The organism is Shewanella frigidimarina NCIMB 400 (genome assembly GCF_000014705.1).
GTDB classification, from domain to species: Bacteria; Pseudomonadota; Gammaproteobacteria; order Enterobacterales; family Shewanellaceae; genus Shewanella; species Shewanella frigidimarina.
On the sequence record NC_008345.1, the window covers coordinates 103,816 to 126,523 of the forward strand.

Annotated in this window: 22 protein-coding genes and 1 pseudogene; 16 read left to right on the forward strand and 7 right to left on the reverse strand. The window is 42.1% G+C overall.

The genetic code is table 11. The features are described from left to right. Window positions 1–13: 13 nt before the first annotated feature. The 3 genes from SFRI_RS00465 to SFRI_RS00475 all read left to right on the forward strand — a co-directional run bounded on the left by SFRI_RS00465 (window position 14) and on the right by SFRI_RS00475 (window position 2,718). Window positions 14–691, forward strand: a complete 678-nt coding sequence (locus tag SFRI_RS00465) for a response regulator transcription factor (RefSeq protein WP_041413271.1) — start codon at window positions 14–16, stop codon at window positions 689–691. A 67-nt stretch (window positions 692–758) separates the two neighbouring features. Continuing rightward, window positions 759–2,000, forward strand: a complete 1,242-nt coding sequence (locus SFRI_RS00470) for a sensor histidine kinase (protein ID WP_011635583.1) — start codon at window positions 759–761, stop codon at window positions 1,998–2,000. Window positions 2,001–2,040: 40 nt separating this feature from the next. Then, complete coding sequence (locus SFRI_RS00475; protein WP_011635584.1) at window positions 2,041–2,718, forward strand: TIGR01621 family pseudouridine synthase; 678 nt, start codon at window positions 2,041–2,043, stop codon at window positions 2,716–2,718. 76 nt (window positions 2,719–2,794) lie between these two features. Here the strand turns inward: SFRI_RS00475 and SFRI_RS00480 are convergent, their stop codons facing one another. Further along, window positions 2,795–4,024, reverse strand: a complete 1,230-nt coding sequence (locus SFRI_RS00480) for a GGDEF domain-containing protein (RefSeq protein WP_049763500.1) — start codon at window positions 4,022–4,024, stop codon at window positions 2,795–2,797. A 155-nt stretch (window positions 4,025–4,179) separates the two neighbouring features. Between SFRI_RS00480 and SFRI_RS21140 the strand changes: the two genes are divergently transcribed. Beyond that, window positions 4,180–4,347 (forward strand): YqaE/Pmp3 family membrane protein, encoded by a 168-nt coding sequence (locus SFRI_RS21140; protein ID WP_011635586.1) that lies wholly within the window; start codon window positions 4,180–4,182, stop codon window positions 4,345–4,347. A 114-nt stretch (window positions 4,348–4,461) separates the two neighbouring features. After that, window positions 4,462–4,668, forward strand: coding sequence for a DUF2986 domain-containing protein (locus SFRI_RS00490; RefSeq protein ID WP_011635587.1), 207 nt, complete (start codon window positions 4,462–4,464; stop codon window positions 4,666–4,668). A 32-nt stretch (window positions 4,669–4,700) separates the two neighbouring features. Here SFRI_RS00490 and moeB read toward each other — a convergent pair whose 3' ends face one another. Continuing rightward, window positions 4,701–5,471, reverse strand: coding sequence for a molybdopterin-synthase adenylyltransferase MoeB (moeB, locus tag SFRI_RS00495; protein WP_011635588.1), 771 nt, complete (start codon window positions 5,469–5,471; stop codon window positions 4,701–4,703). A 7-nt stretch (window positions 5,472–5,478) separates the two neighbouring features. After that, on the reverse strand, window positions 5,479–6,732 hold the full coding sequence (gene moeA, locus SFRI_RS00500) for a molybdopterin molybdotransferase MoeA (RefSeq protein ID WP_011635589.1): 1,254 nt from the start codon (window positions 6,730–6,732) through the stop codon (window positions 5,479–5,481). A 160-nt stretch (window positions 6,733–6,892) separates the two neighbouring features. Between moeA and SFRI_RS00505 the strand changes: the two are divergent. Both SFRI_RS00505 and SFRI_RS00510 read left to right on the forward strand, forming a co-directional pair. Beyond that, window positions 6,893–7,162 (forward strand): annotated as a pseudogene (locus SFRI_RS00505) (GIY-YIG nuclease family protein); the annotation flags it as partial. 102 nt (window positions 7,163–7,264) lie between these two features. Further along, on the forward strand, window positions 7,265–8,158 hold the full coding sequence (locus SFRI_RS00510) for a transporter substrate-binding domain-containing protein (RefSeq protein ID WP_011635591.1): 894 nt from the start codon (window positions 7,265–7,267) through the stop codon (window positions 8,156–8,158). A gap of 41 nt (window positions 8,159–8,199) precedes the next feature. Here SFRI_RS00510 and SFRI_RS00515 read toward each other — a convergent pair whose 3' ends face one another. The 4 genes from SFRI_RS00515 to hslR form a co-directional block, all read right to left on the reverse strand. Next, on the reverse strand, window positions 8,200–10,059 hold the full coding sequence (locus SFRI_RS00515) for a M14 family metallopeptidase (RefSeq protein ID WP_011635592.1): 1,860 nt from the start codon (window positions 10,057–10,059) through the stop codon (window positions 8,200–8,202). Between the two features lie 188 nt (window positions 10,060–10,247). Then, a complete protein-coding gene (locus tag SFRI_RS00520; RefSeq protein WP_081430111.1) occupies window positions 10,248–11,804 on the reverse strand; it encodes a phosphoenolpyruvate carboxykinase in 1,557 nt (518 codons plus the stop codon). Between the two features lie 254 nt (window positions 11,805–12,058). Beyond that, window positions 12,059–12,919 carry an Hsp33 family molecular chaperone HslO gene (gene hslO, locus SFRI_RS00525; RefSeq protein ID WP_011635594.1) on the reverse strand — a complete coding sequence of 287 codons (861 nt, stop codon included), beginning with the start codon at window positions 12,917–12,919 and terminating at the stop codon, window positions 12,059–12,061. 25 nt (window positions 12,920–12,944) lie between these two features. Further along, entirely contained in the window at window positions 12,945–13,343 is a 399-nt protein-coding gene (hslR, locus tag SFRI_RS00530; RefSeq protein ID WP_011635595.1) for a ribosome-associated heat shock protein Hsp15, read from the reverse strand. Between the two features lie 264 nt (window positions 13,344–13,607). Between hslR and gspC the strand changes: the two genes are divergently transcribed. The 9 genes from gspC (at window position 13,608) to gspK (ending at window position 22,679) form a co-directional block, all read left to right on the forward strand. Continuing rightward, window positions 13,608–14,522 (forward strand): type II secretion system protein GspC, encoded by a 915-nt coding sequence (gene gspC / locus SFRI_RS00535; protein WP_011635596.1) that lies wholly within the window; start codon window positions 13,608–13,610, stop codon window positions 14,520–14,522. 24 nt (window positions 14,523–14,546) lie between these two features. Then, entirely contained in the window at window positions 14,547–16,679 is a 2,133-nt protein-coding gene (gspD, locus tag SFRI_RS00540; RefSeq protein ID WP_011635597.1) for a type II secretion system secretin GspD, read from the forward strand. 7 nt (window positions 16,680–16,686) lie between these two features. Then, window positions 16,687–18,231, forward strand: a complete 1,545-nt coding sequence (gene gspE, locus SFRI_RS00545; protein WP_011635598.1) for a type II secretion system ATPase GspE — start codon at window positions 16,687–16,689, stop codon at window positions 18,229–18,231. Between the two features lie 3 nt (window positions 18,232–18,234). Next, window positions 18,235–19,467 carry a type II secretion system inner membrane protein GspF gene (gene gspF / locus SFRI_RS00550; RefSeq protein ID WP_011635599.1) on the forward strand — a complete coding sequence of 411 codons (1,233 nt, stop codon included), beginning with the start codon at window positions 18,235–18,237 and terminating at the stop codon, window positions 19,465–19,467. 96 nt (window positions 19,468–19,563) lie between these two features. Continuing rightward, entirely contained in the window at window positions 19,564–19,998 is a 435-nt protein-coding gene (gene gspG, locus SFRI_RS00555; protein ID WP_011635600.1) for a type II secretion system major pseudopilin GspG, read from the forward strand. A 1-nt stretch (window position 19,999) separates the two neighbouring features. After that, complete coding sequence (gene gspH / locus SFRI_RS00560) at window positions 20,000–20,572, forward strand: type II secretion system minor pseudopilin GspH (protein ID WP_011635601.1); 573 nt, start codon at window positions 20,000–20,002, stop codon at window positions 20,570–20,572. Next, the gene (gspI, locus tag SFRI_RS00565; protein ID WP_011635602.1) at window positions 20,565–21,002 is read left to right on the forward strand and encodes a type II secretion system minor pseudopilin GspI; all 438 of its coding nucleotides are present in this window, start codon (window positions 20,565–20,567) and stop codon (window positions 21,000–21,002) included. The genes gspH and gspI overlap by 8 nt, the downstream gene beginning before the upstream one ends. Continuing rightward, the gene (gspJ, locus tag SFRI_RS00570) at window positions 20,983–21,693 is read left to right on the forward strand and encodes a type II secretion system minor pseudopilin GspJ (RefSeq protein WP_011635603.1); all 711 of its coding nucleotides are present in this window, start codon (window positions 20,983–20,985) and stop codon (window positions 21,691–21,693) included. The genes gspI and gspJ overlap by 20 nt, the downstream gene beginning before the upstream one ends. Continuing rightward, entirely contained in the window at window positions 21,693–22,679 is a 987-nt protein-coding gene (gene gspK, locus SFRI_RS00575) for a type II secretion system minor pseudopilin GspK (RefSeq protein WP_011635604.1), read from the forward strand. The genes gspJ and gspK overlap by 1 nt, the downstream gene beginning before the upstream one ends. Window positions 22,680–22,708 lie beyond the last annotated feature (29 nt).

Below are 22,708 nucleotides of genomic sequence, written 5' to 3' on the forward strand. Positions count from 1 at the left end.
AGACTCTATGACTATGCGTATTTTATTGGTTGAAGATGATGCTACTACGTTAAAGTATGTAGCCGACGGATTTACGGCTCAGAAATATCAAGTTGATAGCGCGACAGATGGCCAAGAAGGCCTCACGTTAGCTAAACATAACCAATATGATTTACTGATCCTCGATCGCATGTTACCAAAGCTAGACGGCTTAACATTATTGTCTGCTCTGCGTACCAGTGGTAATAAAACACCAGTACTTATTTTATCGGCATTAAGCCATGTTGATGAGCGTGTAAAAGGTTTACGTGCGGGTGGTGATGATTACATGACCAAGCCATTTGCCTTTGCTGAATTGTTAGTACGTGCTGAAAAACTTGCGCAACGTAACGTGGTTGAACCCGCTGCCACTGAAATTGAAGTGGGCAGTTTAAAAATGGAATTATTAACTCGTAAAGTCACCCTTGACGATAGCGAGTTAATGCTTCAACCAAAAGAATTTCAATTGCTTAAATACTTAATGGAACATCCTAATCAAGTGATTAGCCGTACATTATTATTTGAAGCAGTGTGGGACTACCATTTTGATCCTCGCACCAACGTGATTGATGTACATATTGCCAAGTTACGTCGCAAATTTGAAGAACTTGGTCACGGTGAGTTAATTGAAACCGTTAGAGGGGCTGGATATCGCCTTTGTAAAAGGCATTAAGCCTTACCAAAGTAGTGCGTGGCGGATCACGCTGATCTTCTCGACACTAGTAACCATACTCATTGTTATGTTGGTGCTTAGTCTCTATAGACAGTTAGTGATTGAGCAACAAAATCAAGTAGATAAACATCTAGCTGCAGAAATGCAGCGCTATCAACAGTTAGCATTAACGGTTAACCGTCGCAGCTTTGCGGCTCAAATTCGTGCAGCCGATCCTAAAACAGCACTGATTGCCTGGCGCAACAGTGTAGATATGGTGGGCGCATTGACTTTCTTACCCGAAAATATGCCACAACTGCCTGAAACGAAAGATTTCCCTATCTTTACTGGTGGTCCAGATAAACTGCATATTCTTACTGGTGGCTTAGTTATCACCCGTTATGGGCCAGTATTAATTGCTACGCGTACAGATCAACTCGCGGCCTTAATAGAGAAATTTATTAACGCTGCATTTTGGGCCGTGGCATTCACGCTTGGACTCACGTTAGCGTTAGGCTATATTTTCTCAAAAGCGATCCTTAGACGACTGGTCGAATATAACCGTTTGAGTGAACAAATTGAAGCCGGACACTATGAAACCCGTCTACCAGTCAGTGAAAGCCAAGATGAATTTGATATGTTGGCACGGCAGTTTAATTTAGTGCTCGACACCTTAGAGCAAAACTTACGTGCTGTTCGCGGTGTGACCGATAACATTGCCCATGATTTACGCACGCCACTATCGCATTTACGCATTGGTATTGAGCAGCTGTCGCAAAAACCTACAGCTGAACTTGCCGATGCCACTGCTGAGTTACTTGAAGAGTTAGACCACTGTTTAGGAACATTTGATGCGATGTTATCGTTAACGCGCATCGAAGAAGGTCAGCAAATGCTTGATTTGCAGCCGGTGAGTTTACAGCAAATCTGCCAAGATTTATTCGAAATGGCAGAGGTGATTGCCGAGAGTCACGACCAAGTATTGAGTATTAGTCTAGAAGATGATGTTCACGTGAATGGTGATAAGTATTTGTTGTTCCAAGCTTTGTTTAATCTAGTGGATAACGCGATAAAGTATTCACCTAATGGTGCCACGATTAATATTATTCAACACGGTAAACACATTCAAATTAGTGATAATGGACCGGGTATTATTGACGAAGATAAAGAGCGGGTATTCGATCGCTTAGTGCGCTTAGACCCTAGCCGCCATTACAAAGGTACTGGTTTAGGATTATCGATGGTAAAGGCTATTCTATCGCGTCACAAAGCGACTATTTCACTCCATGATAATAACCCTGGTTTGCTCGTGAGTATTCACTTTAAATAACCCCCCACAAGCCTCCCATTTAATCGTTGTTGGATAATCTATGTATCAAGTGCTCAGTGATCAACCAGACTTTATTGTCATCAGCAAGTCCGTGAATGTTCATTTTCACAGTCAAGATGGAAGTGCTGGGGTGATTGCACAGGCTGAGGCTGATTTAGGTTGCAAGCTTTACCCTGTTCATCGACTCGATACACCGACTTCAGGGTTGCTGATTGTGGCGAAATCTCCTCAAGCTGCAAATGTGTTTACCAAAATGTTTACTGAGCATAAAGTACAAAAATATTATTTGGCGATTGCTTGTGGTAAACCTAAAAAGAAACAAGGCTGGATTATCGGCGACATGGCTAAGTCACGTCGCAGTATGTATAAGTTACTGCGGACCACTGAAAACCCTGCAGTGACACAGTTTTTTAGTCAGAGTATTGCCTCTGGTATGCGGATGTATTTACTGAAACCGTTGAGCGGTAAAACCCATCAATTAAGAGTGGCTTTAGCCAGTATTGGCGTGCCTATTTTAGGTGATAAACTATATGGTGATGAGCTGAGCGATAGATGTTATTTACATGCTTATAGTGTGCATTTTACCTACTTAGAACAGGATTATTCTTTTAAGCAACTGCCTCAATTCGGTAAGCAGTTTTTGTTACCTGAATGCCAACAACTTATGATGAATCAATGGCAATCACCGAATGACTTGCCGTGGCCGAATAAAGACTAATTGTCTCCCGCTTACCCTAATAGGGTATTGGTTAATTGACTAAAATCATAATGTGAAAGAGCTGACTGGATAGCCGTTACGATTGCTCTGTTATTATCGCAGCATTTGATTCTTCCATTGAATCCATTGAATCTTCCATTGCATCCATTGAGCAAATTGTATTGCGGCCTTTACTTTTAGCAAGGTACATAGCGTCGTCAGCTAGTTGTAATAATTGTTCAATACTAAGGTGAGTTTTACAGGTAGCATAACCAATGCTGAGAGTGGTATTGATATGGGTCTTCTGCCATAAAACAGTATTTTCATTGATTTTTTGTTGTACTTTTTCGGCCACTATTTGAGCCTCTTTTTTATTGGTTAATGGCAGTATGATTAAAAACTCCTCACCACCATAACGACAAACGAAATCAATTTTCCTCAATGATTTTTGTAATATGTCAGCAGTATTTTTGAGCACCATATCACCCGCTAAATGCCCGTAAGTATCATTAATGCGTTTGAAGTGGTCTAAGTCGAGTACCATTAAACTATACGCCAACCCATTTCGAAGCCATAGGGCATCAACTTCTTCGAGCTTGTTTAATAAAGAGTGCCTATTCCATAAGCCAGTTAGTTGATCTTTGTTGGCTAATCGAGCGACCTTGTAGACTAAGCGAGTTAGCGCATTACCAAACAATACTAGATTAGTGAGTAGCAGTAATATGATGTAGCTCCACATCACTAACGATGAGTTAAGCTTGTCTGCAGCTGAAATGTTGGCAAGTTCGTCGGGGAAAAGTAATAAAACAACTGCGCGTATGATAAACAGTAAGCCTATGGTGAAAAAAGGTACGTTAATCAACGCGGCATAATGCAGCGGTAAGTGTTTTTTTACCGCCCGAAAATTATCAATACCACTAAGGGTGATGAACGTTGCTGCGGTAATACTCATTACAATAACTAAGTAGACAGCGTAGGTCAGGGATGGTGGAACCAACAGCATTAATAATGCCGTGGTTGCCAGCAAAATAAGATCGAATCGGTAAGATAAAGGCTGCTTAAATAAATGTTGGCTGCCCCAACGCACCAGAGTAAACCCCACAAGTATTGTCATGTCTGCCACAAACCAGTATAAATAGTTAATTGCTTCAGTACGTTGGGTATAAAGCATAATGCCGATAAGTGTACAAATATTGGTGGCGGCGAAACACCAACTAGCTTTAGGTGCAATACGTAATAGGCAGGCAAGTAATGTCCAAGCTATGGCGCAACTTACTGCTATTAAGCTAAAAAATTGAACGAAAATAATACTTTGGTTATGTTCCATATGACTCATTAGTATTGTGAAAAAGACTATTCCATAATGTGATATCAACATCGCAACTACAATAATAGGCTAATTGTCCTAGTTAACAAATTGTATCGTATACTGTTTTTATAATAACTATAGCGAAATTAATCAACTTAAATAAGGTAACTCAAATGGATTCTAATAAATTATTACTGGTGATTATTGCGATTTTACTGCCGCCAGTGGCGGTTTTACTCAAAAAAGGCATGGGCAAAGACTTATTAATAAATATCTTATTATGTATTTTCTTTTTTGTACCAGGGCTTGTTCATGCTTTGTGGGTAGTGTTACAAGAATAATGTTTAACACCCTATGCTATCGATATTGTTTGGTCACTGATAAGTTGGAATTTATAGGGTTTTAATCAGTTTGAGATTATAATTGCCTCGTGTAAATGCTATCAAGTGACCAATATGAATCGTAAAAAGAAAATTAATCAAACTCTTAAAGCTAAAGCAAAAAAAGCCAATGCTAAGCTTCATGCTGCCAATAAATCGCCATATATTGCCAAAGCAGACCGTGAGCAGCTTGCCCAAGCGCAATTGGTTATAGCGCCATCAGCCAGTGTAGCTGACAGCGTATTAAGCGACTCTGATGCTGCACATTCGCCAGCACTGTAACACTATAGCGATGACCCTAGAGATGATTTTATCTACGGATTAACACCGCATACTTTACAATGTGGTTGTTTAGGTAAACGCATTTGCCTAAACTCCATGGTCATCGCATCAATCATCAACAATTTTCCGGTTAATGGCTCGCCGATAGCCGTGATGACTTTTATTGCTTCTGTTGCTTGAATGCAGCCAATCATGCCGACCACAGGCGCAAGAATGCCCGCTTCAACACAAGTTAGCTGTTGTTCACCAAATAAAGCACTAAAGCATTGATAGCAAGGGCTGTCTTGTTGGTAGTCAAATACTGTAACAGTGCCTTCCATTCTAATAGCCGCGGCTGAAACTAAAGGCACTTGGTGCTCAAAACAGCTTTTATTAAGCTGTTCACGCACTAACATATTGTCTGTGCAATCCAGAATTAAGCTATGTTGACTCACCAACACGTTAATCTCATCATCATCTAATAACGCATTAATGGTATTGATGTTAATTAATGGATTTAGCAGCATCAGCGATTGCTTAGCCGATTCAACTTTTGCTTGGCCAATATTGGCGTCATAGTGCAATACTTGGCGCTGCAAATTAGACAGCTCTACGGTATCAAAATCAACTAAGGTGATTTCACCAACCCCAGCCACGGCAAGGTATTGACTTGCTGCACAGCCAAGTCCGCCTGCACCAATAATTAGTACTTTGGCAAGCTTGAGCTTTTCTTGGCCATCGATATCGATAGCCTTAATAGAGATCTGCCGGCTATAGCGCAGCATTTCATTATCAGTGAGTATCTCTTGATCAAGTGAATCCATACTATTCCTAACACAACACGTTATTAAAAGGCTCTACGGTGACTTGGGTGCCTGTTGGTGTGTCGCCTTGGAATTGATCTAATATCACAAAGCAATTAGCTAAACTCATTGATGTGAGCATACCTGAACCTTGGCCGCCAGTAATCGCAACTTCAAGTTCGCCCGCTTCATTTCGACTGAGTATGCCGCGTTGATATTCGACTCTACCAGGGTGTTTTCGTATATCTGTCAGCAACTTTGCTTGGCAAAATAACGGCTTAATAGGCTTAAGTCCCTGCATTTTATTTAAAATGGGTAACACGAGTTTATAAAACGTTACCATTGAAGAAACGGGATTACCGGGTAAACCGCAAAAAATCGCATTATCTATTTTACCAAATGCGAATGGTTTACCTGGCTTAATAGCGAGTTTCCAAAAGGTAATTTGGCCTTCTTCAGACAAAATTTGTTTAGTAAAGTCAGCTTCACCAACAGAAACGCCGCCGGATGTTAATACCATATCAGCCTTGCTGGCTGCTTCTTTAAATGCACCTCGAATGGCTTCTTTATTGTCGGCTATTACGCCTAAATCAATCCATTCAACATGGCTTTTACTGAGTAAGCCTTGGATTGAATAGCGGTTAGAATCATAAATCTGTCCAGGAGCCAGTTCACTTCCCACTGGGCGTAACTCATCACCAGTAGAAAAGAAGGCGACTTTTAATTTGCGTGTCACTCTAACCTGGTTAATACCAATAGTGGCGAGTACACCCATTTCTGCAGCGCGGATAGTGATGCCTTTATGCAATACTTTTGTGCCAGCAAGCAGTTCTTCACCACATAGGCGTACATTAGCGCCTAATCGATGTGGATGCTCGATAGTAATTTTATTTTCGTTTGCTTGGACTTTTTCTTGCATTTGCACGGTATCAAAACCCACTGGTACAGGGGCGCCAGTCATTATACGAATACAGCTATTGGGTAATACATGACCCTTGAAAGGGTGGCCAGCAAAAGAACTACCCACGAGGGTAAGGGTTGTTTTATCCTGTGATGCAGCTAAATCGGTAAAACGAAATGCATAACCGTCCATTGCCGAGTTATCAAATGGGGGTAAATCAATACTCGATGCCAGATCTTCCGCGAGCACTCTGTCGATAGCTTGGGTTAATGTGACTAGCTCGGTATCTTGGGTTGCTTCAACTTGAGCTAAAAGTTGCTCAATTGCTTGATCGGGATGAAGCAATGCTGGTTGAGCGCAAGGATCTTGATTACTGGACATCAGAACTTCCTTAATGAATCGCTAAAATACTATCAACTGTATCTTGGTTGAAATAGGTCTTTGCTTTTTAATGGTGCTTAGTATGCCATGATGGCACAAGAGTTTTATGATCACACTTAAGGTTTTATATTTTATGTCGAAAAATAATGCCAAGACGGGTTGGTACTTGTACATTATTCGCTGTGCAAACTCACATTTATACACGGGTATCACCACCGATATTGCTCGTCGTTTTGCCGAGCATCAAGCCAGTGGTCCTAAAGCGGCTAAATATTTAAAAGGTAAAGGCCCGTTAACCTTAGTTTATCAAGAATCATTAGCTGATCGAAGTGAAGCGTCAAAACGCGAGATTACTGTTAAAAAATATACTAGGCAGCAAAAATTATTGTTGATTGAACAGCATGCGTTAATCCACCCAACGGAACGATAAGTTGCCTATATTAATGATTTTTCTATATTGAAAAAGTTGGTCTGCAATTGTTTTACGACTAAACTGAATGATGGCATCACAATGGTGAATGGTGGCAGTACAATGGTTAAGTTGTTAATGAGTGTTGCGCTGATCATTTGTTGTTTTGCATTTCCTTTAGGCGCTCAACAAGTACGCATTCAATCTGTTCAATCTTCAGAAAATATCACCTACCAATATTATTACGATTTGTTACAGCTAATATTAACCCAAACCGCTGACGATTATGGCTCGGCTGATATTGTTGTTATCAACACCCCATTGTCACAGTCTCGTGGTTTTAGTATGTTAAAAGCCGATTTGCTAGATGTCTTTTGGGCTGGCACCACTGTTGAGCGTGAGCGTAAGTTCCATGCAATTAAAATTCCTCTGGTTGGTGGCTTATTGGGTGCTAGAGTACCGGTAATTGTTCGTGATAGATTCGCGGAATTTGAAGCGATAAACACGCCAAGGCAACTGCAACAATTAGTCGCGTGCCAAGGGGCACAGTGGCCAGATTCGGATATTTTAGAATATAACGGTTATCGAGTTGAACGGGTGATTACCTTCCAGTTAATTTACAGCATGTTGAAACAGCAGCGCTGTGATTATTTTCCTCGTGGTTTAAATGAGGCTTATGCTGAGGTGAACACGAAAGGTAACGAAAGCTTGATGGTGTACGATAAACTCATATTACATTATCCATTACCGATGTATTTTTTTGTTAGTAATGACCATCCGCGCTTAGCGCAACGCATTACTCAAGGTTTAGAGGCACTCATTACGACAGGTCAGCTACATGTGTTTATTGAGCAGCATGAAACAACTCGAGATATGTTCCCGCTCAGTAAATATAACAACAGTCGTATTTTTGACTTAGCTAATCCACTGTTACCGCCACAAACACCTTTTCAAAACCAAGATTTATGGATTGATTTACCGCATCCCACAAAAAACGCCGCAGCACTAGTGGAGTGATACGGCGTTATTTAATTTCATCGTTTATATAGCGTTGAAGCTTATTTAGATGCTCGCAACACAGGGTACTTCATGTATTCGTTGTCGTAGTATGGGCTACGTTGGTAAAACCAGCGTAATCTTGCTTGGCTATCTTTCGCAAAATCAGGGTCTTTAAGCGCTTGATCAAACTCAGCTTGTAGAGCTGGATTGTCGAGTAACATTTTTGCCGCTAAAGGTTCCACTGCATAGTCTTCAATGTATTCTGTACGGGTGAAAATGGTATTAAACATGCCCCAATAAAACAATGAATCCTCAGCTTGAGGTTCAAGTAATAGCATTGCTAAGTCACCCAAAGGCTGGTCGGTTGGAATACGCATGCTACCTGCAGGAAGGTAGGCGTTTATTTTATGAATAGCCGTTGTTGCCGTTACCGTTTGATGACCTTCATAATCAGCACTTGAGAATAATGGATCGCTAAATTGATATTGCTGCGCGGTTATCGAGGCTGGCTTATTCAGTCGTGTCATTCGAATACCATGTAAAGATAAACGTTCAATAACGTTTGTCCATTGTGGTGGAATATAATAAGCCACAGGACGAGTTACCGTGATATCAGCTTTTGTATTAGCCACAATTGGTAAGTTTTCATATAACTTAGGCTCTCCAGTCCAGCGTACAACTTTGTCACCACTGATTGGGCTTTGCTCAACACGGTAATCAATCCCTTTAAAGTCTTTTCCTTCAGCTAAGGTTTCATTTTGCCAACTAATGGTTAACTCGCTTGGGTTACGATATTTGTCTTCATTAATCGCAGACTTTAGCTTGGTGCTATTTTTTGCCACCGTTTTAAGGGTTTGCTCGAGTGTAATGTAAGTACCTAGAACGCGTTGCTTATAAGGTTTAAGGCTATGGTTTTCAATTAGGATCGTCGGTAAATGGCGAGCATCACCGTAACCATTGGAAAAGCGTGGGCTAGGGTTCCACAATGACAGGCCTTTAGTCATGTCAGTATTATCGTTAGCAAATACCAACTGGCCCGGAATGTGGCCTTGTTCGGTTAATGCATGTTCAACCGCGGGGCGGTAAATAGACTCTAACCATGTAAAAATACTTGGGCTATAGCCTTGTGCAACGTTGTAGCCAAAGGTGACATCGTATTGGTAGTCAATACCATCGGTCACATGGATATCAATATATAAGTCTGGCTGCCATATATTTATCGCTTGAATGAGGTGCTGCATTTCCAATGCATCAGCTTTAGCATAATCACGGTTTAAATTTAGATTGTTGGCCGTGGTGCGCCAGCCCATATTGACCGGTCCACGTTGATTGACCCGATTGAATTTGCTGCTACGTTCATGGGCATCGACACTGAAGATAGGAATAAACAGTAAATTAACGTTTTCAAGTAAATCGCGTTTGTTACGATGGCTGATATCACGTAGTAGCATCATGCCTGCATCTTTACCGTCAATTTCACCTGAATGAATACCTGCTTGCACTAATACCGTTGCTTTACCGTTATCACTTAATGCTTGCGCCGTTGACACCCCATCTTGTGACGCAACAATCATCCATATATCTCGTCCTTGGGGGCTTTTACCAATGCTGACTTTTTGTAACACGTCGCTACTGTCGACGAGTTTGTCTAACCATTCCATGGTGTCGTGATAGTTTGGGCTGGAAACATAACCTTGTTGCTCAAAAGGGGTTGCCCATGGCTGATCTGCACTTAACAGTAACGTTTCACTGGCGCCTGACCAAGGGTGAATGGGTGGCAGTATGCTGTCGTTTTCGAGATGCGTTATTTGCTCTGTTGGTACCTGAGTGGCAGTAGGCACAGCATTGTTAGCATAGGTGAAAGTGGAACAGATAAGTAACGGACTAACCATTAAACTAGCAAGCAAAAAGCGGCGCATGAATATCCCTGTGAATGGTGATTGTGTCGAAATACGATAATGGCATCATAACACTGCCTATCAACAGTTTCAGTTGCTTTTACCCTTATAAATAAACTGGTTTTGTGCAGATAAAAAATCCCAACCGAAGTTGGGATTTTTAAATTACATCGCATTAAATAAAGCGTTGCGAATAATGAGGAGCTTGTTTATACGTTAGGGCCAGCATTTTTAATGGCTTCAGACACTTTATATTTTGCAAAGTTATCACTGAACTCTTGTGCTAGCTGCTGTGCATATTTGTCATACTCAGCTTTATCTGCCCAAGTGTTGACTGGGTTTAACAAAGCGGTATCAACACCCGATACACTAACAGGTACGTTTAAGTTCAGTTTATCGATATAAACGGTTTCAACATCTTTTAGCTCACCACTGACAATAGCATCCACAATGGCGCGAGTTGTCGGGATATCAAAACGTTTACCTACACCATGTGGACCACCGGTCCAGCCAGTGTTAACAAGGTAAACTTGGCTGCCAAACGACTCAATGCGTTTCATCAACAGCTCTGCATACACTCCAGCTGGACGTGGGAAGAATGGTGCACCAAAACACGTCGAGAAGGTTGACTGAATTGCAGACGTAGAACCCATTTCTGTAGAGCCTACCTTCGCGGTGTAACCTGATAAGAAGTGATATGCAGCTTGTTCTTTGCTTAATACCGATACTGGCGGTAATACACCTGATACATCACAAGTTAAGAAAACCACAGCATGAGGTTCTGCACCACGGTTATCTTCTTTACGTTGAGCAATGTGCTCTAAAGGATAAGCTGCACGGCTATTTTCGGTCAGGCTAGTATCTTTATAATCAGGCACTCGCTGTTCATCAAGCACCACGTTTTCGAGTACGGTACCGAAACGAATTGCATCCCAAATCACAGGTTCATTTTTTTGGCTCAGGTCGATACATTTTGCATAGCAACCGCCTTCGATATTAAATACGCCACCGGGTGCCCAGCCGTGCTCATCATCACCGATCAAGAAACGTTTTGGATCAGCTGAAAGCGTGGTTTTACCGGTACCCGATAGGCCGAAGAATAATGTGGTATCACCATCGTGGCCGACGTTAGCCGAACAATGCATGGGTAGCACACCTTTAGCGGGTAATAAGAAGTTCTGTACCGAGAACATCGACTTCTTCATTTCACCTGCATATTTCAACCCAGCAAGCAGTACTTTTCGCTCGGCAAAGTTGAGAATAACAGCGGCTTCAGAGTTTGTACCATCACGTTGAGGTTCACATACGAACCCTGGCGCATTGATGATTTGCCAGGTGTCTTTGTTACCACGATTAAAGGTTTCTGGAGCGATAAATAAATTACGTGCAAACAATTGATGCCATGCGAACTCAGTGGTTACACGTACAGGAATATAATGTTCATCATCAGCACCAACTTCGAGTTCAGATGTAAACAACTCTTTGTCTGCAAGGTAGGCTTCTACCCGGCCCCATAATGCATCAAATTTGCCTGCATCAAACGGGCGGTTTACTTTGCCCCATTCAATGTCGGCTTCTGTATTTGCCTCTTTGACGATAAATCGGTCATTAGGTGAACGACCCGTTCTTTCTCCTGTCTTGGCCACTAAGGCACCATTTGCGGTCAGTTGACCTTCTCCACGAAGAAGCGCGATTTCTACTAGCTGTGCAGTCGTAGGGTTGAGGTGAACGCGGTTAGATACATCCGCCATAGTGTTGATCTCCATGTCTTTTAGGTCGTGTTTCGCTGTGAACTGCTATTGGGGGTTAGGTGTTCAAACTTAGCTTGTTATTATTTTTGCGCGATGGCTATAAGCTAATGTGGGGGATTGTAACGCAAGTTAATGCCGCGGTAACGAACAGTTTGGTAATTTTTTTGAAAGTTTTTGCTGTTTGATGTTTTGTTTAGACGGTTAAGACGTAAAAAAAGCGCGTTAAGCGCTTTTTTTGTAAGTTGTTACGTTGTCGGTAACGATATTGGTTACTGTTGTGACTGGCTGCTATGACTACCAGAATATAACGCTGCAATATCTATCGCATCAAAAGAGTACTTTGCTGTGCAATACTCACAATCCATCTCAATTTTCCCTTCTTCAGCTAGAATCTCTTCAACTTCAGTTTGGGGTAACGTTTTGATTGCTGCAGCACTGCGATCACGAGAACAGCTACATTTGAATGTAACATCAACAGGATCAAATAAGCGTACTTCTTCTTGATGATACAAGCGATGTAATACTTGTTCAGCATCAAGAGTGAATAACTCTTCTGCTTTAATGGTCGAGGTCAATGCTGAGAGATGTTCAAAGTCGTCATTATTACCAGATTTTGCTGGCAATACTTGCAACAACATTCCTGCAGCTTGTTTGCCGTTAGCAAATAACTGTATTTGGGTAGGTAACTGCTCTGATTGATTAAAATACTCTTCTAAGCAAGCAGCTAAGTTTACGTGGTCTAATGACACAATGCCTTGATAACGCTCACCCTCATCTGGAGTTAACGTAATGACCATGTAGCCTTTACCGAACATTTGTTGCAAGCTTGCATCGGCAGCAATATCGCCGTTCCAACGTGCAACACCACGTAATACTTGCTTATTGTTACCATTAATTACCGCTAAAGAAACCGGACCATCGCCCTGTAACTGTACGCTAATGTCACCACTGAACTTGATCGTCGCGGTAAGCAATGATGTTGCGGCCAATAACTCACCGATTAGAGCTTGTAATGCAACCGGATAAATATGTGCAGAAAGCACTTCTTGGTAACTGCTTTCTAATTGGACTATCTCGCCTCGCACATCGGCATTATCAAAAATGTAGCGATGTAAAATATCGTTGTTCATTTGTATTCTCTTACTTTTTGGGCGCCTAGTAATCTTTAAAGCGCATAATCTGTCGTCTTTGTTTTTTATCCGGTTTATGGTCTGGTGCCGGATTGTTCAAAATATTTAGCCGTCGGGCTTCAGCGTTTATAATCCGTTTGCTAATACTCTCAGGTGTTTCTTCGTATAGGGTTTGCGCCACATTAGCACTTTGTCTATGGCCAGATAATTGGAGGACAATAATCTCTTTATCATCATTACCTTGGCGAAGACGGATTTTTGCACCAGCTTCAGCATTCTTACTGGATTTAGTCCGTTGACCGTTGTAATGTACTTTACCGCCATTGATCATGTCTTTTGCGATAGCGCGGGTTTTATAAAATCGTGCCGCCCATAACCATTTATCGAGCCGAATAAAGCTTTTTTCGGGCTGATTTTGAGTCACATGACCTCCAAAACAGGGATGATTTCACAGACTGAGTAACCTAACTGCCATACAATGTGTGTATTATCGTAATAGAGGGCAATATTATGGCTCTTTTTATGGGCGCAAAGTTAGCATATTTGATGGAGATTCGCCAATCGATATGCTCTGGGGTTGTTGCTTTATCCTGTGTGGGTTAGCATGACCGCTACACATATATTTTCGCATTTTATTAACAATTAGAACAGAGACCTGTACCAAGTCGTATAGAGGGTCCAATAACATATGGATTTATTAGATAAACTGATCACCAACGCTGCAAAAATACCACATAAGCTATTGAGTATGATTGTATTTTGGCTTGGCTTGGTCATTGTGTTGCTACTCGCTGCACAGATCACATGGAAGTTGATGCCAGTATCATCGCAGTCTGCGGTGTGGCAACCATCCCCCATATCAGCAGGCACTGCAAAGCGTATTGAGCTTGCCGGTGTACGTAACCTATTGCTTTTTGGTCGCTTAGACAATAATAGCAATAAACCCAAAGCTGAAGTCGTAGAGCAAATCACCGATGCGCCTAAAACAAACTTGTCTATCCAATTGACAGGGGTTGTTGCGTCTACCGAAGAAGCCCAAGGTTTAGCGGTTATTGAATCAAGTGGGCAACAAGAAACCTATAGCTTAGGCGATAAAATTAAAGGGACTTCAGCTTCTTTAAAAGAGGTTTATGCCGACCGTATTATTATTAGTAATAGTGGTCGTTATGAAACTTTAATGCTGGATGGCCTTAAATATACTACCCAAAGCGAAGCTAACTCCCAGTTGCAACAAGCAAAAGTAGGTCAACAGGTAACCCGAGTTGATCGTCGCGATAATCAACGTTTTTCTGAAGATTTGTCTAATTCTCGTGATGAGTTGTTAGCAGACCCAAGTAAAATTACAGACTTTTTAGCTATTTCACCGGTACGTAATGGTGATGAATTAGCGGGTTACCGTTTAAATCCTGGTAAAGATGTCGCGTTGTTTAAGCAAGCGGGTTTTCAAGCTAATGATTTAGCAAAATCAATAAATGGATTTGATCTGACCGATATGGGTCAGGCATTAGAAGTGATGGCACAACTGCCTGAGCTCACCGAAATGGCTGTCATGGTTGAGCGTGAAGGGCAGTTGGTCGAAATCATGTTTAGTTTGCCAGAATAATTTGGCGTTAGAGGATTGAGTAGAATGAATAATAAAGGGATCCGACATAACATTATTGCTGGAATGCTTATGGGCGCTGCAATGATAGCGGCACCGAGTGCTTGGTCGGAACAATATGCCGCCAATTTTAAAGGCACTGACATTCAAGAATTTATTAATATTGTCGGTAAAAACCTCAATAAAACCATTATTGTAGATCCAACAGTACGTGGCAAAATTAATGTCCGTAGTTACGATTTACTTAATGATGATCAATATTACCAATTCTTCCTTAACGTACTTCAAGTGTATGGTTATGCAGTGGTTGAAATGGAAAACCACGTCATTAAAGTCATTAAAGACAAAGACGCCAAAATGGCTTCTATTCGTGTCGCCGATGACAAGTCGCCTGGTGTTGGTGATGAAATGGTCACCCGAATTGTTCCTTTATACAATTCTGAAGCTAAACAACTTGCTCCCTTACTTCGCCAGTTGAATGATAATGCTGGTGGCGGTAACGTTGTTAACTATGATCAATCAAACGTGTTAATGATTTCTGGTCGTGCAGCGGTAGTGAACAAGTTGGTAGAGATTGTTCGCCGAGTTGATAAGCAAGGCGACACCGACGTACAAGTCGTGGCTTTAGATTACGCCTCTGCAGGGGAAATTGTTCGCATAGTCGATACCTTATATCGCTCAAGTGCTAACCAATCACAGCTGCCAGGCCAAGCGCCTAAAGTGGTGGCTGATGAGCGCATGAATGCGGTTATTGTCAGTGGCGATGAAAAAAGTCGTCAACGTGTAATCGAACTCATTAAACGCCTCGATGCTGAACAGGCTAGTACGGGTAACACCAAGGTACGTTATTTACGTTACGCCAAAGCAGAAGACTTAGTTGAAGTATTAACTGGGTTTGCACAAAACTTACAAGATAATAAAGAGGGTGCCAGTACTCAGCAAGGCAACTCAAGTAAGCGTCGTAGTGATATCAATATTATGGCCCACAGCGACACTAACTCACTGGTGATTAGTGCTGAACCAGATCAACTGCGTACCATTGAAAGCGTCATTAATCAGCTTGATATTCGCCGTGCTCAAGTGCTCGTTGAAGCCATTATTGTTGAAATCGCTGAAGGCGATAATGTTGGTTTTGGAGTGCAATGGGGCAGCGAAGCGGGTGGCTTAACGCAGTTTAACAACATTGGCCCAACCATTGGTGAAGTCGGTGCCGGTGTGTGGTCTGCACGCGAAACTGATGGCACTACAGTAACAGTAGGCAATTCAGATGGCGGCTCTACTACCACCACCAATCCAACCTCTGATGGGGATTACACTTTAATCGCGCAAGCATTGGGTAAAGTGAATGGTATGGCGTGGGGCGTGACCACAGGTAACTTTGCGGCGTTAATCCAAGCTGTGTCGAGTGATACAAATTCAAACGTACTAGCAACACCGTCTATTACCACACTAGATAACCAAGAAGCCTCGTTTATTGTCGGTGATGAAGTGCCGATTATTACCGGTTCAACCTCAAGTTCTAACAATGATAATCCATTCCAAACGGTAGAACGTAAGGAAGTCGGAGTTAAGCTCAAAGTGGTACCGCAAATCAACGAAGGTTCATCGGTTAAATTAACTATTGAACAAGAAGTGTCGGGTGTTAATGGTAACACTGGTGTCGACATCAGTTTCTCTACTCGTCGTTTAACGACCACGGTTATGGCAGATTCAGGCCAAATTGTGGTGCTGGGTGGATTAATTAACGAAGAAGTACAAGAAAGTATTCAAAAAGTCCCAATTCTTGGCGATATTCCTTTTATAGGTCATTTATTCAAGTCTTCTTCTAGTAAGAAAACGAAAAAGAATTTAATGATTTTTATTAAGCCCACCATTATCCGTGACGGTATGACAATGGAAGGGATTGCTGGTCGTAAATATAATTATTTCAGAGCATTACAACTGGAACAACAAGCTCGTGGTATTAATTTAATGCCAAATACTCAAGTCCCAGTTCTTGAAGAATGGGATCAAGAGGCCTACTTGCCAGATGAAGTGAATGACATGCTTGATCGCTATAAAAGCGGCAAAGGGCTGAGCACCGATATACGTGATTCAGACCCTGCCTTGCGCACTATCGATGAAAGCATGCAAAAGGACAAGGCTCAAAACAATGACTGATAGCGTGATGACAGAACCATTAGCCCAAGTATCTAGTGAAGTTGCCATGGAAGTTGTTGAAGGTGATGAAGTTTTTCATTCGACGAGTAAAGAGCGCTTGCCGTTTGCTTTTTCGCACCGCTTTCAATTAGTGTTAGCGAAAGAAAACGATCAGCTTTGTCTTTTCTATACCGATAACACACCACTTAGCGCCATGCTAGAGGTACGGCGCTACGCGGGTGTTGAGTTACCGTTAATTAAACTAGAAGTGGCTAAGTTTGAAGCTAAATTGACCCTGGCGTACCAAGCCAACTCTTCAGAAGCGCAACAGCTTATGGAAGATATTGGTAATGAAATGGACTTGTTTACTCTAGCTGAGGAACTGCCACAAACAGAAGACTTGCTTGAGGGCGACGATGATGCGCCGATTATTAAATTAATTAATGCGCTGTTATCAGAAGCAATTAAAGAAGAAGCCTCAGACATTCACGTCGAAACCTATGAGAAACAACTCGTTGTTCGTTTCCGTATTGATGGCGTGTTGAAAGAAGTATTAAAGCCAAATCGTAAATTGTCGTCTTTGTTAGTGTCGCGTATTAAAGTTATGGCACGTTTAGACATTGCCGAAAAACGTCTGCCACAAGATGGCCGTATTTCGTTGCGTATTGCGGGTCGTGCTGTCGATGTGCGGGTATCAACTATGCCATCAAGTCATGGTGAGCGTGTGGTAATGCGTTTATTGGACAAAAATACCGGCAACTTAGACTTACAACAACTGGGTATGACACCAGGCATTCGTGAAAAATTCGATGAGTTAATTCGTAAGCCACACGGCATTATTCTTGTTACCGGGCCTACTGGTTCTGGTAAAAGTACCACTTTGTACGCTGGGTTAACGGAAATAAATTCTAAAGATACCAATATTTTAACCGTTGAAGATCCTATTGAGTATGAGTTAGAGGGCGTTGGACAAACTCAGGTAAACACTAAAGTCGACATGACTTTTGCTCGAGGATTACGCGCAATTTTACGTCAAGATCCCGATGTAGTCATGATTGGTGAAATTCGTGATTTAGAAACGGCGCAAATTGCAGTTCAAGCATCTTTAACTGGTCACTTAGTTATTTCAACCTTGCATACCAATACCGCATCTGGGGCAATTACCCGTCTACAAGATATGGGCGTAGAACCCTTTTTAGTGTCATCAAGTTTGCTTGGCGTGCTTGCACAACGCTTAATTCGAACATTATGCCCACAGTGTAAAGAAGCACATGAGCCTGATGAGCGTGAACGCGAGTTACTGGGTATTACTGCAAACGACACTCGTATCATTTACCGCGCAAAAGGTTGTAAGGCCTGTGGTCAAAATGGTTATCGTGGTCGAACGGGTATTCATGAGTTACTTATCGTTGATGATAATGTCCGTGAGTTAATTCATGGCGGCAGGGGCGAATTAGCCATTGAAAAATATGTGCGTAAATCGATTCCAAGTATTCGCCATGACGGCATGAGTAAAGTACTCGCTGGTGTGACAACGCTAGAAGAAGTATTACGCGTTACACGCGAGGAGTAATCAATGGCGGCGTTTGAATACAAAGCCCTTGATAGCAAAGGCAAGCAACAAAAAGGTGTGATCGAAGCTGATACCGCGCGACATGCAAGAAGCCAGCTGCGTGAGCAGCGCCTTATGCCGCTGGAACTTCAGCCTGTTAGTGAAAAAGAAGCACGTTCACAGCGTGGCGGTTTTAATTTAGCAAACCTATTTAAAAAGCGTATTTCTGTTGCCGAACTGGCATTGATCACACGCCAAATCGCAACATTAGTGGCCGCAGGCTTACCGATTGAAGAAGCGTTAAAAGCCGTGGGGCAGCAGTCTGAGAAAGATCGCTTAGGTAGCATGATTATGGCGGTGCGTTCTCGGGTGGTTGAAGGTTACAGCTTAGCTGACTCAATGGCCGAATTTCCGCATGTATTTGATGATTTATACCGCGCGATGGTAGCGTCGGGTGAGAAATCAGGCCATTTAGAAGTAGTGCTTAATCGACTTGCCGATTACACAGAGCGTCGTCAGCAACTCAAATCCAAGCTTACTCAAGCAATGATTTACCCTATTGTATTAACCGTGGTCGCTATTGGTGTTATTGCCGTGTTATTGGCTGCTGTGGTGCCAAAGGTTGTTGGGCAGTTTGAGCACATGGGCCAAGAATTACCTGGCACAACTCAGTTTTTGATTCTTGCCTCAGATTTTGTACAACATTGGGGGGTTGTGGTCGTACTGCTTATTTTTGCTGCTATGGTGATGTTCCAGCGGCTGCTTACCAATCCGATTATGCGGATGAAATATGATACAGCTCTTTTGCAAATGCCCGTAATTGGCAAAGTCAGTAAAGGGCTTAATACCGCCCGATTTGCGCGAACATTAAGTATTTTGTCAGCCAGCTCGGTCCCATTACTTGATGGGATGCGAATTGCCAGCGAAGTTTTGCAAAATGTTAAGGTGCGCGCTGCTGTTGATGAGGCTACGGCGCGAGTCCGTGAGGGAACTAGTTTAGGCACGGCGTTGACTAATACTAAGCTATTCCCTGCAATGATGTTGTATATGATTGCATCGGGTGAAAAAAGTGGCCAGCTTGAAAACATGTTAGAACGTGCAGCAGACAACCAAGACCGAGAGTTCGAGTCGAACGTTAATATTGCATTGGGAGTATTTGAACCTATGCTAGTCGTGAGTATGGCATCGGTTGTATTATTTATTGTAATGGCCATTTTACAGCCTATTTTAGAGTTAAATAACTTAATCAGCGGCTAGTTTTGAAGTTGTGTATCTTGGTGGGATAACCGTATACCAAGATTAATACTTAATTTTACGCACGAATATATAGACAATTTTTAGAGGAAGTAATTAATGCAACATAATAATAAACAACGTGGTTTCACCTTACTCGAAGTAATGGTGGTGATTGTTATTTTAGGTATTTTAGCGTCAATGGTTGTGCCCAATCTGATGGGTAACAAAGATAAAGCCGATCAACAAAAAGCGGTATCAGATATTGTGGCATTAGAAAATGCATTGGATATGTATAAGTTAGATAACAGTATTTATCCAACCACAGAACAAGGTCTCGATGCGTTGGTGCAAAAACCTACCTCGTCACCAGAGCCGCGTAATTTCCGTGAAGGTGGGTATGTTAAACGTTTACCACAAGATCCATGGCGCAGTGACTATTTATTATTAAGCCCTGGTGAAAATGGCAAAATTGACATCTTCAGCGCAGGACCAGATGGACAACCAGGTTCTGAAGACGATATCGGAAGCTGGAATTTACAAGATTTCCAATAAGATGATTCATCATCGTCAAGCCGGTTTCACTTTATTAGAGGTGTTAATTGTGGCATTGCTAATGGGTTTGGTTGCCTCTGCGGTAACCATGTCTATTAGTGTTGCTGGGCCGGAACAAATGCTCAAAAAACAGGCGCAACGTTTTATGACTGCAACTGAGATGGTACTTGATGAAAGTGTCTTAAGCGGTCAGTTTATTGGCATTGTGATTGACGAAGATCAATATCAGTTTGTGTTTTATAAAGAAGGTAAATGGATGCCTGTTGATCAAGACCGGCTATTATCGGCCAAAAAAATGGATACCGGTATTACCTTAGATATTGTGATCGATGGCATGCCATTAGTTCAAGAAGACGAGCAAAATGAGTCTTGGTTTGATGAGCCTTTTATCGACGAAGAGAGCGAAGAAGATAAAAAGAAACATCCTGAACCGCAAATTTTATTGTTTCCCAGCGGAGAGATGACTCCCTTTGAACTGGGTTTTAATACGATCAATGATGACCGTCAGCCAGTCAATGTGCTGGTTGTGGGTGATGCGTTAGGTCGCTTAACATTAGGGCGTGTAGATGAATAAACTCACATCATATCGACGCCCTCAATACTGGAAAGTTAACAGCTCAGATATTAAAAGCTTACGCGGTAAGAATCGTGGTATGACTTTACTTGAAGTTATCGTTGCTTTAGCGGTGTTTTCCATTGCAGCGGTATCGGTTACCAAAAGTTTGGGCGAACAAATGGCGAACATGCCCATTTTAGAAGAACGAACGTTAGCGCAATGGGTAGCCAGTAATCAAATGGTCGACGTGCGTTTACCTGGTACCTTTCCTGATATAGGCCAAAAAACGGGTCAGTCAGAGCTCGCAGGTCGTGAATGGTATTGGCGCCAAGAAGTGATTAAAACCACCGATGATAAATTTAGAATGATCCGTATTAGCGTCAGTGACGACGACAAATTTAAACGCGTAGTGGCTCAGGTAAGCAGTTATGTCCATAACAAAGCCTAGGCATTTTAGCGGCTTTACCTTACTCGAAATGCTTATCGCGATTGCGATTTTTGCCATGCTGGGTATCGCGGCAAACTCAGTATTGTCGACGGTAATGAAAAATGATGAAGTGACCAAAGAGTTTGCTACTCGGCTTAAGTCATTACAGCAAGGTTTTGGTGCGTTAGAGCGTGATTTGGGCCAAATGGTGGCGCGTAGCCCTAGATTATTTGAAGGTGATCGTGGCAGCCGTTTTTTTCAGGCTGGCGATAATATTCTCGACTCAGAAACCGAAGCACTGGTATTTTACCGTTTGGGCTGGTTAAACCCCGATGGCATGTTACCTAGAGGAAGTCTGCAATCGGTTGCTTATGTGGTTCAAAATGGCCGCCTTGAGCGTTGGTATTATCCTTATCCTGAACCTGTATCAGGTGCTGAGCCATTAAAAAGCGTGGTTATTGACCATGTGCTGTCAATTGAGTATTCGTTTTATATGGATGATAAATGGCAGAAGCAAGTTGATGGAACCGTGATGCCAAAAGGGATTGCGATGGAAATAGAATTAGAAGGTTTGGGTAAAATTCAGCGTCGTTTTTTACTGCCTAAAGGTGCACCAGCAACTAAGTCTGACAACGATAGTGGTAACAATCGTAACGGTTCAAATAGTAAAGATGAAAATGATATCGCAGCCAATGATGGGAAATCCTCATAATGGGCGGCCAAAAGCAACGCGGGGTTGCATTAATAGTAGTGATGCTAATTGTTGCTATGGTGGTGATTATCGCCACCAACATTAGTAGTCGTAATCAGCTGTCAATGCGCCGAACGCTTAATCTAGCACAATACGATCAGGCTTATTGGTATGCCCTTTCTGCTGAAGAGCTGGCGATGAAAGTGCTCAAGCAAGATTTTGAAGATTCAGAGGGAACGGTACATTTACAACAGTATTGGGCCTTGGCCAATGTGGCATTTCCTGCTGAATACGGTGAAATTGTCGGTGAAATACAAGATATGCGGGCATGCTTTAATGTTAATGCAGTCGGTCAGGCATCGGAAAAAACCAAAAATGGGCAGCCCGAAATGACCGTTGCAGCCATACAGTTTCAATCGTTACTGATCAGCTTAGGGGTTGATGAGTTTGGCGCAGAGCAATTAACGTCAACCCTTAAAGATTATATCGATGAAGACACGTTATCTGGCCCATATGGTGCTGAAGATGCCGAATATGAATCGCGTAATGTGCCATATCGTGCAGCCAATACCTTAATGCAGCATCGCAGTGAGTTACGTGCAGTGTTAGGATTCAGCCAAGATGTTTACCTGAATCTTTTACCTTATGTATGTGCAATACCTGGTGAAGACAGCCAATTATTAAATGTAAATACCATTAAGGTCGAGCAAGCTGCTTTACTGGCAGCAATGCTAGAAAATAAAATATCAGTCAGCGAGGCTGAAAATATTATTAACAATCGTCCAGCAGATGGATATGAAAAGATTGAAGAGTTTTGGGAAGGATCGTCACTTAGTGGCATAAAATCCGAAGCGAATGTAAAGTCGAGTTTTGTGGTTGATAGCCAGTACTTTTTATTGAAAGCTGGCGCCAAAGTCGATACAGCAATATTTCGAATGGAAAGTGTCCTGAAGCGTAATGGTAAAGATTTAGATGTGCTCACCCGTCAGTATGGTGGCCAACAATAATAACAAATTCATTGCGTAACAATACGTAT